Annotated in this window: 17 protein-coding genes; 6 read left to right on the top strand and 11 right to left on the bottom strand. The window is 33.1% G+C overall.

Annotation, left to right across the window (positions count from 1 at the left end):
- The first annotated feature begins 182 nt into the window (after positions 1-182).
- Positions 183-1,172 carry an NAD-dependent epimerase/dehydratase family protein gene (locus tag E0F76_RS00680; RefSeq protein ID WP_132000416.1) on the top strand — a complete coding sequence of 330 codons (990 nt, stop codon included), beginning with the start codon at positions 183-185 and terminating at the stop codon, positions 1,170-1,172.
- Here the strand turns inward: E0F76_RS00680 and E0F76_RS00675 are convergent.
- The 3 genes from E0F76_RS00675 to E0F76_RS00665 are packed head-to-tail and all read right to left on the bottom strand — an operon-like array spanning position 1,105 to position 3,731.
- Positions 1,105-1,650 (bottom strand): DUF4296 domain-containing protein, encoded by a 546-nt coding sequence (locus tag E0F76_RS00675; protein ID WP_132000415.1) that lies wholly within the window; start codon positions 1,648-1,650, stop codon positions 1,105-1,107. The two genes, E0F76_RS00680 and E0F76_RS00675, sit on opposite strands and share 68 nt — an antisense overlap.
- Positions 1,651-1,652: 2 nt before the next feature.
- Positions 1,653-2,993, bottom strand: a complete 1,341-nt coding sequence (locus E0F76_RS00670) for a dihydroorotase (RefSeq protein WP_132000414.1) — start codon at positions 2,991-2,993, stop codon at positions 1,653-1,655.
- Positions 2,994-3,005: 12 nt separating this feature from the next.
- Entirely contained in the window at positions 3,006-3,731 is a 726-nt protein-coding gene (locus E0F76_RS00665; RefSeq protein WP_132000413.1) for a polyprenol monophosphomannose synthase, read from the bottom strand.
- A gap of 104 nt (positions 3,732-3,835) precedes the next feature.
- Here E0F76_RS00665 and E0F76_RS00660 point away from each other — a divergent pair, with 104 nt between their 5' ends.
- Both E0F76_RS00660 and E0F76_RS00655 read left to right on the top strand, forming a co-directional pair.
- Positions 3,836-4,507: a DUF4271 domain-containing protein gene (locus E0F76_RS00660; protein WP_132000412.1), complete on the top strand. Its 672-nt coding sequence runs from the start codon at positions 3,836-3,838 to the stop codon at positions 4,505-4,507.
- A 12-nt stretch (positions 4,508-4,519) separates the two neighbouring features.
- The gene (locus tag E0F76_RS00655) at positions 4,520-5,269 is read left to right on the top strand and encodes a uroporphyrinogen-III synthase (protein WP_132000411.1); all 750 of its coding nucleotides are present in this window, start codon (positions 4,520-4,522) and stop codon (positions 5,267-5,269) included.
- Between the two features lie 55 nt (positions 5,270-5,324).
- Here the strand turns inward: E0F76_RS00655 and E0F76_RS00650 are convergent, their stop codons facing one another.
- The 3 genes from E0F76_RS00650 to E0F76_RS00640 form a co-directional block, all read right to left on the bottom strand.
- On the bottom strand, positions 5,325-5,810 hold the full coding sequence (locus E0F76_RS00650) for a DUF885 domain-containing protein (RefSeq protein ID WP_246021977.1): 486 nt from the start codon (positions 5,808-5,810) through the stop codon (positions 5,325-5,327).
- Positions 5,811-5,878: 68 nt separating this feature from the next.
- Complete coding sequence (locus tag E0F76_RS00645) at positions 5,879-6,265, bottom strand: hypothetical protein (RefSeq protein ID WP_132000409.1); 387 nt, start codon at positions 6,263-6,265, stop codon at positions 5,879-5,881.
- 176 nt (positions 6,266-6,441) lie between these two features.
- On the bottom strand, positions 6,442-7,350 hold the full coding sequence (locus E0F76_RS00640; RefSeq protein ID WP_132000408.1) for a pseudouridine synthase: 909 nt from the start codon (positions 7,348-7,350) through the stop codon (positions 6,442-6,444).
- Positions 7,351-7,855: 505 nt separating this feature from the next.
- On the opposite strand from E0F76_RS00640, the gene E0F76_RS00635 reads away from it, so the two are divergent.
- Positions 7,856-8,278, top strand: coding sequence for a VOC family protein (locus E0F76_RS00635; RefSeq protein WP_132000407.1), 423 nt, complete (start codon positions 7,856-7,858; stop codon positions 8,276-8,278).
- A gap of 11 nt (positions 8,279-8,289) precedes the next feature.
- The gene (locus tag E0F76_RS00630) at positions 8,290-8,730 is read left to right on the top strand and encodes a VOC family protein (RefSeq protein ID WP_132000406.1); all 441 of its coding nucleotides are present in this window, start codon (positions 8,290-8,292) and stop codon (positions 8,728-8,730) included.
- A 135-nt stretch (positions 8,731-8,865) separates the two neighbouring features.
- Here E0F76_RS00630 and E0F76_RS00625 read toward each other — a convergent pair whose 3' ends face one another.
- The 5 genes from E0F76_RS00625 to E0F76_RS00605 all read right to left on the bottom strand — a co-directional run bounded on the left by E0F76_RS00625 (position 8,866) and on the right by E0F76_RS00605 (position 15,209).
- On the bottom strand, positions 8,866-11,160 hold the full coding sequence (locus E0F76_RS00625; protein ID WP_132000405.1) for an FdhF/YdeP family oxidoreductase: 2,295 nt from the start codon (positions 11,158-11,160) through the stop codon (positions 8,866-8,868).
- A gap of 7 nt (positions 11,161-11,167) precedes the next feature.
- Positions 11,168-11,983, bottom strand: a complete 816-nt coding sequence (gene fdhD, locus E0F76_RS00620; RefSeq protein WP_132000404.1) for a formate dehydrogenase accessory sulfurtransferase FdhD — start codon at positions 11,981-11,983, stop codon at positions 11,168-11,170.
- Between the two features lie 110 nt (positions 11,984-12,093).
- On the bottom strand, positions 12,094-13,014 hold the full coding sequence (locus E0F76_RS00615; RefSeq protein WP_132000403.1) for a geranylgeranylglycerol-phosphate geranylgeranyltransferase: 921 nt from the start codon (positions 13,012-13,014) through the stop codon (positions 12,094-12,096).
- A 1-nt stretch (position 13,015) separates the two neighbouring features.
- Positions 13,016-13,954 carry a mevalonate kinase family protein gene (locus E0F76_RS00610; protein WP_132000402.1) on the bottom strand — a complete coding sequence of 313 codons (939 nt, stop codon included), beginning with the start codon at positions 13,952-13,954 and terminating at the stop codon, positions 13,016-13,018.
- Between the two features lie 151 nt (positions 13,955-14,105).
- On the bottom strand, positions 14,106-15,209 hold the full coding sequence (locus E0F76_RS00605; protein ID WP_132000401.1) for a diphosphomevalonate/mevalonate 3,5-bisphosphate decarboxylase family protein: 1,104 nt from the start codon (positions 15,207-15,209) through the stop codon (positions 14,106-14,108).
- A gap of 101 nt (positions 15,210-15,310) precedes the next feature.
- On the opposite strand from E0F76_RS00605, the gene E0F76_RS00600 reads away from it, so the two are divergent.
- Positions 15,311-15,787 (top strand): TspO/MBR family protein, encoded by a 477-nt coding sequence (locus tag E0F76_RS00600; protein WP_132000400.1) that lies wholly within the window; start codon positions 15,311-15,313, stop codon positions 15,785-15,787.
- Positions 15,788-15,835: the final 48 nt, after the last annotated feature.

The following is a 15,835-nucleotide window of genomic DNA, read 5'->3' as shown; positions in this document are numbered from 1 at the left end:
GATAGTAATTCAAAAAGCAATGGCAATGAGAATGGCAATTTCAATAGCAATAGAAATATAGTATTAACTATTTCATAAAAAGCAAAGACAATGACAACATAAAATAATTCATAGACTTAAACTTTGTGCCTTTATGGCAAAAAAAACTTTGTGTCTTAAACACAAAAGGGTATATTTACAATATGATATTAGTCACAGGAGGTACAGGATTAGTAGGAGCACATTTGTTGCTTCATTTGATTGAAAATGGAGAAAGCGTACGAGCTATTTATCGAAATATCGATTCAATTCAAAAAACAAAATCACTTTTTTCTCAATATAACAAAGAGCCTTTATTTAATAAAATTGAATGGATGAAGGGTGATATTATAGATGTTCCTTCTTTAGAAATTGCATTCGAAAAGATTGAGTATGTTTATCATTGTGCTGCCTTGATTTCATTTGAACCCAATGACGAAGATTTATTACGTAAAATTAATATTGAAGGAACAGCCAATATTGTTAATTTTTGCATTGCCAAAAACGTGCAGAAACTTTGTTTTGTAAGCTCAATTGCGGCTCTTGGTGATTTGAAGGAAAACGAAAAAATAATAACTGAAGATACTGAATGGAATCCCGAGAAACCTCATAGCGATTATGCCATCTCAAAATATGGTGCAGAAATGGAAATATGGCGTGGACAACAGGAAGGTGTAAATGCAGTTATTGTTAACCCCGGTATGATAATTGGGCCAGGTTTTCTCGACCAAGGAAGCGGAAAATTGATAAAAAATGTACAAAATGGAATGCCTTTTTATACCACAGGTACCACAGGATATATTGCTGTTACAGATGTGGTTAAAGTTATGGTGGGATTAATCAATCGTGAAACCAAAAACGAACGGTACATATTAATTTCAGAAAACATTGTTTACAGAGACTTTTTTAACTCAATTGCAATGGCTAAAAAAATCAAAAAACCATCAATCTATTTGAGTCCCTTAATGATGAAGATATTGTGGAGAATGGATTGGGTCATATCTACTCTTTTTAGGAAAAGGAGATTTTTAGTTAGAGCTTCTGCTAAAGCTTCTTATTCAAAGAAATTGTATTCAAACGAAAAAATTAAAAACGCTTTAAATATGGAGTTTTTAGATATTCATCAATATATAATGGCCAATGCGAATCTATAAATTTATATTTTTTTATTGAATCCGATGCTGTTTTTATTTCTTTTTTAATTTTAGATATTGAATCTTTTAGTCTAATTTGTTTAAGTTTCTCTTGCTTCTTTTTAACTAACAAATCTTTCTTCTCCTTAATTTTAAAAATAGAATCAGCTGTAGATTTATTCTTATCCAAACGTGTTTTAATTTCTAGTATCATTTTTTGATACTCCTTTGTATCAGAAGCATAATAAATATTGCTTTGCACAAATTGAAGACTATCGATTTTATATTTTTTATAGATATATTCGTTCGAATTAATAGCTTCAGTATCTGGCATGCTACTATATTGAATTTTCATAGCTGACAAAAGGGATAAGTCGTACATAATATCTACCATTTTATCTTGTTCTATAAGATTATCTGGGGTCTTAATTATTTCCTTATTACAACTCATAAGAATTGCACAAAAAACAAATAATGGTAGTATTATTTTCGTCTTCATAATTATCTATTGAACAACAAACGCTTTCCAGCGCGTATGTTTTTAACTTTAAAAGCGGCATAAACTAATTGTCCATTAACAAAAGTATGGGTAATTCGGGTTTTAAATGTAAAACCTTCGAACGGTGACCAACCACATTTATAGAGAATATTTTCTTTTTTAACGCTCCAAGGCAATCCAGAATTGACAATTACTAAATCAGCAAAATAGCCCACTTTTATAAAACCTCGTTTTTCAATTTTAAAAATCTTAGCGGGATTATGACACATTTTTTCAACGATTTTTTCAACGCTTATTTTTCCTTGGTGGTATGCTTCGAACATTGCAACAACTGCATGTTGAACAAGAGGCCCTCCAGAAGGTGCTTTCAAATAAGATTGCTTTTTCTCTTCTAAAGTATGGGGAGCATGATCTGTAGCAATGACATCAATCCTTCCGTCTAGTAATGCTTCCCATAACACTTTTCTGTCATTTGCCGTTTTAACAGCGGGATTCCATTTTATCAAATTGCCTTTTGTTGCATAATCGTCATTCGAAAACCATAAATGATGAATACAAACTTCGGCTGTTATTTTTTTCTCTTCCAATGGAATTTTATTGGTAAACAATTCCATTTCTTTGGCAGTCGAAAGATGAAAAATATGCAATCTTGCACCTGTTTTTTTTGCAAGAGCAATCGCTTTAGAAGAGGAAAGATAACACGCTTCTTCACTTCGAATAAGGTGATGCGCGGTTACCGGGATATCATCGCCAAATTCAGCTATATATTTTTCAAGATTGTTTTTTATGGTAGTTTCATCCTCACAATGCACAGCAATTAGCATCGGTGTGCTAGAAAATATTCGTTCTAAAATGGCTTCATTATCAACTAACATATTTCCAGTTGATGAACCTAAAAATATTTTTATCCCAGCAACATTCTTTGGATTTGTCTTAAGAACTTCCTCTAAATTATCGTTTGTAGCGCCCATCATAAACGAATAATTTGCATATGATTTTTCAGCTGCCAATTGATATTTTTGCTCCAATACTTCCTGCGTCACCGCATTGGGAATTGTATTTGGTTGTTCTATAAAACTGGTGATTCCACCTGCTACAGCAGCTTTAGATTCGGATTCAATATCTCCTTTATGAGTTAAACCGGGCTCTCTAAAATGCACTTGATCGTCAATAGCTCCAGGTATTAAATAATTTCCTTCGGCGTCGTATATCATACATTCAGATGATTTAGCGCTAATAGTTTCAGCAATCTCAACTATTAGATCATTTTCAATTAAAACATCTCCTTCAAAAATAGTTCCTTCGTTTACTATTTTGGCATTCTTGATTAAAACCCTATTCATTGTTTCTTTGGTTTATAAGGTATTAACTAATTTTTTTAACCGTAGTGCAATTACACCTAAAACGGCTTCTTTAAAAATAGCACTACTCATTTTTGATTGGCCTTTTGTTCTGTCCGTAAAAATAATTGGGACTTCTACAATTTTAAAATCATTACAATAGGTTCTGTATTTCATTTCTATTTGAAAAGCATAGCCAACAAATTTTATTTTATCCAAATTTATCTTTTGCAACACTTCTTTTTTATAGCAAATAAATCCAGCTGTTGCATCATGAATTTTCATTCCAGTAATCATTCTTACATAAACTGAAGCAAAATAGGACATAAGAACCCTGCTTAACGGCCAATTTACAACATTTACTCCAGTAACATATCGAGAACCAATAGCCAAATCAGCTCCCCCAAAATGGCATGCGTCATATAATTTCTCTAAATCATTAGGATTGTGAGAAAAATCAGCGTCCATTTCGAAAATGTATTCATATTTATTTTCCAATGCCCATCTAAATCCATGAACATAAGCAGTTCCCAAACCTAATTTTCCTGTTCTTTTTTCTAAAAACAATTTTCCTTCAAATTCAGATTGTAGCAGAACCACTTTATCTCCAGTGTGATCAGGTGAGTTGTCGTCAATAACAAGTACATGAAAAGTCTTGTGTTGGGAAAGCACTGACCTAACAATGCTTTCAATGTTTTCAATTTCGTTATAGGTAGGAATTATAACAATGCAATCGTTCATACTTCGAATAATTTCATCGCAAAAGTAAACTTTTTATACGATTTGATTGATAATAAAATTATAATAAAAATAATGAAATAAAAAATTAGTAATTTTGCGTCGATATGACAGAAAATGTACTTCATTTACGGGAAATCGAGAATAGAGATTGGGCAATTATCATATTTGTACTATCATTTGCTACTATTGCAATTGTAAAATCAGCATTTGAGAATCGGTTTGCAGACTTTGCTAAATTAATTTATTCTGATAAATATACAAATGTATATAAAGACAGTAGTAACCTTAAAAGTGGTTTTACTATTGCCTTGTTTTTTGTTCAAATAATTTCATTGACCTTCTTTATCCAGATTTCACTGTCCATATTTGGTTTTGCTTCTAAAACCGATTGGATAGTTTATATTCAAATTTTTACTTTTTTAGTTTTCTTTACTTTATCTAAATTTTTAATTGAAAAGATCATTGCTACAGCATTCGATATTGAAGAATTTATGGAGCAATATAATCTTCAGAAGGTTGTTTTTAGAACTTATATTGGTCTGATTTTACTTCCAATCAATATATTTTTGTTCTATCATGACACAATTTCAATAAATATTTTGACAATCATTATAGTTATTTTGTTGTCTGTCAATGTGTTAGTCTATTTCGTTTCAATTAAAAATTATCAAAATATAATATACAGTAAGTTGTTTTACTTTATTTTGTATCTTTGCGCTCTCGAAATAGCACCTTATTATTTCATGTATTATTTGTTTACAAAAGGGATTGCTTAGAAAATGTAAAATATGAAAGTGAAAACAATTTTAGTGTCGCAGCCAGAGCCTAAAGTGGAAAACTCTCCATACTTTGAGCTTCAAAACAAACATAAGGTAAAAGTTGATTTCAGATGTTTCATTCACGTAGAGGGTGTTAGTGCTAAAGAGATTAGACTGCAAAAAATTGACCTTAATAATTTTACTGCAATTATTTTAACAAGCAAAAACTCTGTAGATCACTTTTTTAGGGTCGCAGATGAAATGCGATTTAAAGTTCCGGAAGGATTAAAGTATTTTTGCCAATCAGAGGCAGTAGCTTTCTATTTGCAAAAATATGTAGTGTACCGCAAGCGTAAAATTTATGTGGGTCCAAAAGACTTTGCTGATTTATCTCCATTAATTAAAAAGTACAAAGACGAAAAATTCTTGTTGCCAGCTTCTGACCAATTAAATCCTGATGCGCCAATAACGCTAAATAATTTAAAGGTAGAATGGACTCAAGCCGTTTTTTATAGAACAGTAATAAGTGATTTATCTGATTTGGCCGATGTGTATTATGATGTTTTAGCATTCTTTAGCCCAACAGGAATAAAATCATTGTTTACAAATTTCCCCAATTTCGAACAAAATAATACTAGAATTGCTGTTTTTGGAAGTTCTACTCAAAAAGAAGCTTTAGACAAAGGATTAAGAATTGATATTCTTGCTCCAACTCCTGAAACTCCATCAATGTCTATGGCATTAGAAAAATATATAATAGAGGCAAATAAAGGAAAGTAAACAGAAATTGCTTTTAAATAAATATATAAAAGCTGCAGTGTTCTTGCAGCTTTTTTTATTGCTTTGATTCAGCTATCCAAAGGTTAATTTTCTTTTCTAATAAGACAAGATGCATTACACCAGATTCTAATACTTTTTTGTGGAATTTCTTGATATAAAATTTTGCCCCCATTGCAGTTTTTGCTTTATGTCTTAATTCCAAAATTTTCAGCTGTCCAATTTTATAGGACAATGCTTGTCCTGGCCGCGCCATATAACGTTCGATTTCGGGAATGATAACATCCTTGCTTCTAGCTTCATTGGCTAAGGAATATTGAATCGCTTGTTCTCTTGTCCAGTGTTTGCTATGAATACCAGTATCCACAACTAATCGAATGGCTCTATGCATTTCACCGTCAAGCATTCCTAAATATTGGTAGGGATCTTGATACATTCCTAATTCTTTTCCTAAACTTTCAGAGTACAAAGCCCAACCTTCACCATAGGCGCTCAGCCAATTAAATTTTCTGAAATTGGGTAAAGTAGTACATTCTTGTTGTATAGAAACTTGAAAATGATGTCCAATCTTTTTAGAAAATTTGTATAGTCCTTTTCAGATTTAAAAGGTTGTCAACTTTCACCACCAGCAAATCTTCCCATCTCTAAATATGTTCCATTAAATTGAGAAATAGGCATTAGATTGGTAGGGTATTTTAGTAACTCTTTCTCAATTTCAACTTTCCAGCATATATTTTCGTAACTGTTTTTTTCTTCAAAGGATAATTGTTTTTCATCTGTTGTTGACAATGCGAATTCATATTTATCAAAAAAAGCGGCTTGTTTTTTCCTATATGCATCGTTGATCTCCAATTGTATTTGATCATTATACTTATTTTGTCCATATTGGGTAGCTTCTAATGGATTTAAAGCATTTTTATCGTCAAAATAACTATTTGCTAAGGTATTAAAGTCTTGTTTGTTCTCTTGTACTTTGCATTTAACGAATAGAAAAGACACAGCGATTACTATAAAAACAGCAGTTATTCTTTTTATTTTTTATTAATATTATCGAAAAATAAATCATTAGGATGTTAAAAATACATTTATGAATCAATTTATCGAGTTTATTATAAAAAAAATCTCCTGCTTTAAATACATAAAGCAGGAGATTTAATAGTTGAAATTATTTTAACTTATACGTTCTTCAAATTGATGATTTCTTGTTCTGTCAATAATCTCCAGTTACCACGAGGTAAGTTTTTCTTTGTCAAACCAGCAAAAGCAACTCGGTCAATTCTCAAAACATCATAACTAAAACTTTCGAAAATTGCGCGTACTACTTTTACATTCGCAGATCTTAATTTCAAGCCAATTTCGCTTTTCGATTCACCCTCAATGTAACTCACATCTTCAACAAAAACGCGGTGTCCGTCAAGAACTAGGCCTTTATTTATTTTTTCTAAATCCTCAAATTTTAAGTTTTTATCTAACGAAACTTGATATATTTTTGATGATTTGTTAGTTGGCAAAGTAAACTTACGAATCATATCGGTATCGTTTGTAAACAGCAATAAACCAGTCGTATTTTTATCCATTCTTCCAATAGCTCCAATTTTGGCTGTAGTCGAACCTTTGACCAATTCCAACACATTACGATATTCTTGACCTTCGTCAAGAGCGGTTGTAAAGTTTTTAGGCTTGTTCAGCAAGATGTACACTTTTTTCTCAGGTGTCAAAGTCGCACCGTCAAAATTCACTACATCTCCAGGTTTAACCATGTATCCCATTTCAGTAACAGGAATTCCGTTTACCTTAACAGTTCCAGATTGGATATAAATATCGGCATCGCGACGGGAACATGCTCCTGAATTGGCAATGTATTTATTCAATCGAATTTCGTCTTTAACCTTAGGTCTTTTAGGCGCTTGATTCGGTTTTTTCTCTACTTTATCGCTCGCAACTTCTGCAGCTTTGGTGTTTATTTTGGCTTTCTTAGGACCTTGAGCCCTTTTGGCCATCGCAGGTTTTGACTTATTAGAGTTTGTTCTAGATCCACCTGATCTAGCGCTTCCGCCTCTATTACTGCCTTGCTTGTCATTCATAATTATTCTTAATTTTTGCAAAGATAGTATTTATATCCTTGCCTTTGACCAATTGATAGTCATTAAGTGCTAAGGATTAAGTCTTAATTATTAAGTACTTAAAGAATGTAATTTTCAAAATTCTTTTTTCTAGAAGCTATTCCTGCCATTCGTTCCAAGCTTCACTGGCTTCAAACTCTTTTTCTAGGTGCTGGCAGGAGCTTCCGATGGTCGCTCTGCCACCACCAGAAAAAAGTAGTTTTCACACAGCAAAGGCTTTCCACTGCTGTCAGGGCTATGGAGTTATATAAAATCATTGAATTTATTTACCTTATTGAAATGCAGGATGTTATAGTGTACTAAAGCTTAAATCCTTATGAAATAATAACATTTAATTGTTATAGTTTTCCTGAAAAATAATTATGTTTGTTCAAAAGATGTTACGAAATTTGATGATGTTTATGCAAAATGTAAATCATTAGAGTTAAGGTGCTAAAGAAAATAAAACAAATTAAAAAAATTAAATATGGCAAATCAACTTTTTCCATGCTTATGGTTCGACGGCCAAGCAAAAGCAGCAGCAGATCATTATTGTTCCATTTTCAAAAACTCTAAAATAGTTTCAGAAAATCCTATGGTTGTGATTTTTGAACTTAATGAAACTAAATTTATGGCCTTAAATGGAGGTCCTGAATATCAATTTTCACCCGCCAATTCCTATGTCATAACTTGCGAAACTCAAGAAGAAATCGACCATTATTGGGAGAAATTGGGAGCTGGAGGAAAGTACAATAAATGCGGTTGGCTTGACGATAAGTTTGGTGTTTCTTGGCAAATTGTACCTTCAATTTTAGGTAAATTGATGAACGACCCTGAAAAAGCACCAAGAGCCATGTATGCTTTTATGCAAATGACAAAATTTGATATCGAAAAATTAATTAATTCTTAAACTAGTACATCATGGCAATTATAAATCCTTATATCAACTTCAACGGAAATTCCGAAGAAGCATTTACTTTTTACAAATCAGTATTTGGTGGTGAATTTGCAATGATCGTTCGATTCAAAGACATGCCAAATCCCGAAGCGCCTTTGTCAGATAAAGAAGCCAATAAAATTATGCATATAGCTTTGCCAATTGGCAAAGAGAATGTGCTTATGGCAACCGATTTCCTAGAAAGTCAAGGGCATAAAATGATCGAAGGCAATCGTTATTCTCTTTCAATAAATGCTCAAAGTCGCGACGAAGCCGACCAAATTTTTAATGGTCTTACAGTAGGTGGGAAAATAGAAGTGCCCATTGCAGAAAGTCCATGGGGATCTTATTTTGGCTTATTCCAAGATAAATTTGGAATTCAATGGATGGTGGATTTTGATCCAAATTATAATAAAGAAGTGTAACAACTTTATTATTAATACCTCAAGGATTTACCTAATTATTTATTGACCACCAATGTCACAGATTTTTAATTTGTGATATTGGTGAAATTCTTTACTAACTTTCTTAGGTAATGTAAAATAGAAGCTGGCTTGAAACTATTCCCTTTTATGAATGGATATTACCACCGTTTTTGAGGTAGGTGTGTTGCTAATTCTAGCTGTTGATTTCAAAGGCACTAAGACATTGGTTTCTGGAAAATAAGTTGCCGTACATTGACGTGGAATGCTATAAGGAATGACTAAAAATTGTTCCGCTCGGCGTTCTTGACCTTCAAAATGACTGACTAAATCGACCAAGTCGTTGTGTTGCAATCCGGCTTCTTTAATGTCTTCACTATTCATAAAAATTACCCGTCTTTCATTGAGAATCCCGCGGTAGCGGTCGTTTAATCCATAAATTGTTGTGTTGAATTGATCATGGGTACGAATGGTCATCATAAGGTATTGGTCTTTTTTCAATACGATATCCGAGACTTGGTTGATGGTGAAATTAGCCTTTCCGGTATAGGTTACGCTAAAATCATTTTCACGTGAACTATTAGGCAAATAAAACCCACCCAAAATTCGAATTCGCTCATTAAATTGTTCAAAACCTGGAATAGTAGCCTCAATCGCATCACGAATTAAGTCATAATTTCCTGCCATTGCCGTCCAGTTTACAGTGGTGTTTTCTAAAGTAGCATTGGCAATACCTGCTACAATTGCGGTTTCGCTTTTTAAATACTCCGACAAAGGTTCGAGATGTCCCACTGATTTCGAAATAACTCCCATCGAATTTTCGACGCTTACAAATTGTTCGCCACTGGCTTGAATGTCTTTTTCGGTGCGTCCTAAGCAAGGTAAAATCAAAGCTTCTTTGCCGTGAATGAGGTGGCTTCGATTTATTTTTGTCGAAATATGTACTGTCAACTCACAGTTGCGTAAAGCCTTGGCAGTCACTTCTGTATCTGGAGTTGCCGAATTGAAATTTCCACCCATTCCCAGGAAAAAATGAGCCTTTTTTTCGTACATTGCTTCAATAGATTCGACCACATCGTAACCATTTTTTCTTGGAGATTTGAAATTAAAATGAGCATCTAGAGCATTCAAAAAATCTTCTTCAGGTCTTTCCCAAATCCCCATAGTTCTATCTCCTTGCACGTTCGAATGACCACGAACAGGACAGGTTCCTGCTCCTTGTTTGCCAATACTACCTTTGAGTAGTAATAGATTCACTACTTCGCGAATGTTGTCTACTGCGTTTTTATGTTGAGTAAGTCCCATTGCCCAACAAACAATGATTTTCTTATTGTTTGCCAAAATTTCCACTGCAGCTGCGATTTCAGAAAGTGAAATTCCGGTTTGATTTACTAAATCATCAAAGTTATATGTTTCTAAATCACCGATAAAATCTTCGTAACCTTGGGTTTGTTTTTGGATAAAATCGGTGTCGAAAACAGTTCCTGGATTATTCATTTCTTTTTGGTTTAATAAAATCAGAATCGCTTTCAGCAAAGCCACATCTCCGTTGATTTTTACTTGAAGAAATAAGTCGGATAAATCCATTCCGTCTCCCAACCATTTTAGTGGATTTTGAGGCTCAATGAAATTTTTCAATCCCACTTCAGGCAAGGGGTTGATACTGATTATTTTACCACCATGTTTTTTGGTTTCGCCTAAAGCCGTAAGCATTCTAGGATGATTCGTACCGGGGTTTTGACCTATGACAATGACAACTTCAGCATATTTGAAATCATCTAAAGTTACAGATCCTTTACCAATTCCAAGTGTTTCGGATAAGGCGGCACCACTGGATTCATGACACATGTTGGAACAATCAGGCAAATTATTGGTCCCAAATTGGCGAACAAATAATTGGTACAAATAAGCTGCTTCGTTACTGGTACGACCCGAAGTATAAAAAATAGCTTCGTCGGGAGATTGTAATTTTTTTAGATTATTGCTAATGATTTGAAAAGCTGCATCCCATTCAATCGGTTGATAATGTGTGGCGCCTTCGGGCAGGTACATGGGTTGGGTAACACGACCTTTTTTTCCAAGTTCAAAATCGGATAGTAGTCCTAATTCTGCTATGCTATGTGTCGCAAAAAATAGAGGAGAAACCCTGTTTTTTGTGGCTTCTTCTGCTACAGCTTTGGCGCCATTTTCACAATATTCGGCCAAAAAAGCTCTTTTTTCATCTGGATCAGGCCATGCACATCCGGGACAGTCAAAACCATCTTTCTGGTTCAATTTGGCCAATAATCCAATCCCCTTCATTATCCCTACTTCATCTGTAATATGGGTCAATGCTGACTTGATAGCCTTGAATCCTACTGCCGATGTTGGCATTTTAATTTCCTTTATTCCAGTGAATTTCACTGGAGGTTGTGCTATTGTTTTTTTTGTCATTGTGAAACTATTTTAAGTTTTTTAATGTCGATTCTATACATCCCGAAGGGTTAGAATAGACAGTAGCATTGTTATCTCTTGAAAATCCAATGAGACAAATTCCAAATTCTTTGGCATAATCAACAGCTAAAGAAGAGCAAGCAGAAACAGCAACAATAGTGCTTATTTTTGCTAGAAATGCTTTGGTAATAATTTCATAAGAAACCCTACCGCTAACTAACATAAAAGCCGCTGATTTTAATTTATTGGAATTCAATAATTCACCCACACATTTATCGACTGCATTGTGTCTTCCAATGTCTTCTTTTAAAGTAAGAAATTCATATTTATCACTAAATAATATTGCTGCATGTGAGCCTCCTGTTAAACTAAAAGTATGTTGGTGCAATCGCATGGTCGAAAATAGTTCGGATAATCGGTCTAGATTTATTTTTGGTTGGTTGGCAAGTTTAGTATTAGGTCTTTCAAAATCGTCTAAACTTTGTTTGCCACAAATTCCACAGGATGAAACGGATAATAAAGACCTTTTGTTTAAATATCCTTTTCCTAATTTATCTTTAGGAATCGTTGCATTTATTCTGGTAAAATTAGTTACGGAATTTTCTAAAACAGTCAAAACTAGATTTTCAATGCCTCTATAAATATCTTCTGAATAGAGAAGACCTCGTACTAATTCCAAGTCGTCACCAGGCGTTCGCATCACGACGGTAAAAGGATTGCCGTTTACGTTGATTTCCAAAGGAGCTTCGACAACTAAAAAATCATTGATTATGGTTGTAGATTCAGCTGTCTTTTTAATTCCTTCGTATACGATGGTTTGCATTTTGTATATTTAAGTAATGTAAAAATATAAAAAAAAAACGAGGGAATGAATACACCATATGGTCAAAACAATAGGATGTTTAGTTTAAATATAGTTTTCTAATGCATTAATTATATCGAACGCAATAATTTCTCACCATGCCACAGTACACTCGGATTAATGAGAATGATGCTAAAAACACCAGCTACAATTAAAAATTTCAAAACATTGTGAAGTAAAAGATATTGTTCTTTGGAGTTGGATTTCCAAAGGGAAAGTAAGAAAAAAGTCATTATAATTAAGCAACAATAAAAATAAATATCCATATAACCCACGTCGAATATATCTATTAAAACATAAACTGGAATTATTGTTGCGATTGTCAAGAAAGTAATTATTTTTTTTGAAACGGATTCTCCAAAAAGAATAGGAATCGTTTTATAATCGTTAGCTAAGTCACCTCTAATATTTTCCAAATCTTTTATCATTTCCCGAATCAATAGTAATAAAAATAAAAAAGAGGCATGGCCAAAGATTACCTCGTAAAGGTTTTTATAATATAATAGAATTGCGAAAAAAGGCAAAACAGCTAGTATTGCAGCAGTTAAATTACCTATAAACGCATATTTTTTTATTCGATGAGAATAGTACCAAATCAAGAAAATATAGACTGAAAAATAAAGAAAAGCACGCCAGGATACAATTATAGCTAGAAATACAACTATAAAATTCAAACTAAAATATACTTGTAGTTTTGTTTTCTGACTGACCAATCTATCAAGCATAGATTTATTGGGGCGATTGATTAAGTCTTTCTTTTTGTCGTAAAAGTTATTGATTATATATCCTGAAGCAATGGTTAAAGACGAAGCTAAAACTATGATGAATAAATCAAAATCGAGTAGGATGTATAAGGCTCTTTTTTCGGGTGCGAGAATGAAAATGGCAGAAAGATATTGTGCTAGAATGATTATCGGAATGTTATAACCTCTAACTACAGAGAACAAACCGACGAATTTCATCAGTATTATTTTGTTCTTCCTACTTAGCATTTTAAAATTGGTAAACTACTTCGAGCTTATAATCTTTCAATGAAATTCTTGCTTTTTCTATGTTTTGTGTAAAACCTAGAATATAACCGCCACCACCAGAACCACATAATTTTAGATAATAATCATTGGTGTCTATGCCTTGTTGCCAAATACCATGAAACTGTTCTGGAATCATAGGTTTGAAGTTATTCAAAACAACCTTCGATAATTTTTTAGTGTTGGCAAATAATGATTTCATGTCACCACCCAAGAAGTTTTCGACACAAGCATCAGTATGTTTGATAAATTGGGATTTTAGCATTCTTCGGAAACCTTGATCTTTCAATTTCTCCATAAATATATTTACCATTGGAGCTGTTTCTCCAATAATTCCAGAATCTATCAAAAATACTGCTCCATTTCCTTCCAAACTTTGAGTTGGAATTCCAGTTGCTTCAATATCATCTTTAGAATTTATTAAGATTGGAATGCTCAAATAACTATTTAAAGGATCCAATCCTGAACTTTTTCCGTGGAAAAATGACTCCATTTGTCCAAAAATAGTTTTTAATCGCAATAGTTTTTCGCGAGTTAAATTCTCCAAAACCGTAATTTTGTCTTGGGCATATTTATCATATATGGCCGCAACCAGTGCGCCGCTACTTCCTACTCCGTATCCTTGTGGAATACTTGAGTCAAAGTACATTCCGCTTTCTACATCTATTTTCAAAGCGTTTAAGTCAAAATGAACTAATTCAGGTTGTTCCTTTTGTAAAGTTTCAAGATGGGAAACAAAACGTTTTAAATTGTCATTTGATTTTAAATTTTCAACTGATGGATGTGCATCTTTTTTTAGGGCTCCATTATAAAAATTGTAGGGTATAGACAATCCTTTAGAGTCACGAATAATTCCGTATTCACCAAAGAGAAGTATTTTAGAGTAAAATAATGGTCCTTTCATCTGTTTTAAATTAGCAATTTGGGGTTGATAATTATTCTGTTTTGTTAATCTTGCTTACTTTATGTTTAGTATAGAAAAGTGAAATTTTAAAAATTTCTAATCTTTTTGAAAATCCAAAACATCAATGCTTTAATGCGCAAAGATACAAAAATTACAATGCAATCGAACCACTTCCAATTTGGTCACAAATGTACTGTGCATTTTGACAATAGCCAACTAATTCGTCTTTAATAAATTGCAATACTTTTTCTTTGACGTTATGAGGATACAATACATGTACATTTGCTCCTGCATCAAGTGTGAAACAAACAGGTGTTTTGGTTGCGTTTCTGAATTTCCAAATCGCATTAATAATTTCCAGCGTATTGGGTTTCATTAAAATAAAATAAGGCATAGAACACATCATCATAGCGTGCAATGTAAGTGCTTCGCTTTCGACCACTTTGATAAAATCCTCAAGATTTCCGTTTTCAAAAATAGCAATTAGTTTGTCTAAGTTTTCATGAGCTTGATCAAATCGCCTTTCGGCAAATGGATGTCCGTTCATTAAATTATGACCAAGTGAACTCGAAACTTGTTTTTCGCCCTTGTCCACCAATAAAATAGTGTCTTGGAAATTATTGAAATTCTCGTGAATTGTATTTGGAAATTCGACACCAAATAAATCCGAACTTCCTGAAATAGTGTTATGATTACCCCAAACTACCACTTTCCCTTTTATACTTCGGCAAGCACTTCCTGAACCCAAACGAGCTAAGAAAGAAGCTTTTTGAAAAAAATAATCTTCGGTCATCGTTGGATTTAATGTTTTTTCTAAACTCATTAAATTCATTGCCAAAGCCGCCATTCCAGATGCCGAAGAGGCAATTCCGGAACTGTGAGGAAAAGTGTTTTTAGTGTCGATCGTAAAATGATATTCTTTCAAGAAGGGCAAATACACCGAAATTCTTTCGAAAAATTGTTGAATTTTAGGTTTGAAATCTTCTTTTGATTGGCCCTCGAAAAGCAAATCGAAGGAGAAATCTGAATCTTCTACTGGGAGCGCAGAGGAAATCGGTTTTTTGGCGAAAGCCAAAGTTGTAATGGTTTTGCAATTACTCAATGTAAAACTCACCGAAGGATTGGCAGGAATCTGCTTGTCTTTTTTACCCCAATATTTCACCAAGGCAATATTGCTGGGCGAACTCCATTGGAAACTTCCATTTTCGATGGACTGAGTATATTTATTTGGAATAAAATCGTTTGTTGAAAACATCAATTAAAAATTTTTGCAAAGATACTTTTTTTGTTTTATACCTTCCTTTGTTTATTTGTAGAATTGGATTAAAGATTTGGTTAGATTTGCAAAAAAAATAAATGAATAAGATAACTCGGATTCTAGTTGTAGTTGTTACCTGTTTAGTGATTGGTTATTTTTCTGGAATGGTTACTCGTACTGCAATAACTACATGGTATCCTACTTTGGTGAAGCCAAGTTTTAATCCACCGAATTGGGTTTTTGCTCCTGTTTGGAGTATGCTTTATGTGATGATGGGTGTTGCCGCGGGATTAATTTGGAACAAAATTGAATTTGATAAAGATTTGGTTAAAAAAGCATTGGTTTTATTTGCTGTTCAATTAGCTCTAAATGGCTTGTGGTCCTATTTGTTTTTTGGATTGAAAAACCCAATGTTAGCTGGTATCGAAATAATATTATTGTGGCTTATGATATTTGAAACGTATACTAAGTTTGAAAAAATTAATAAAATTGCAGGATATTTACTTATTCCATATTTGCTATGGGTAAGTTTCGCCATGATTTTGAATTTCAGTATTTGGTGGTTGAATAAATAATTTCATGAAATAAATACTATTTCGTTTTAAAATAATAAAAGCTCCAAT

Origin of the sequence: Flavobacterium cellulosilyticum (assembly GCF_004349355.1) — a bacterium.
GTDB classification, from domain to species: Bacteria; Bacteroidota; Bacteroidia; order Flavobacteriales; family Flavobacteriaceae; genus Flavobacterium; species Flavobacterium cellulosilyticum.
This window is presented reverse-complemented; position numbering and strand designations above follow the sequence as displayed.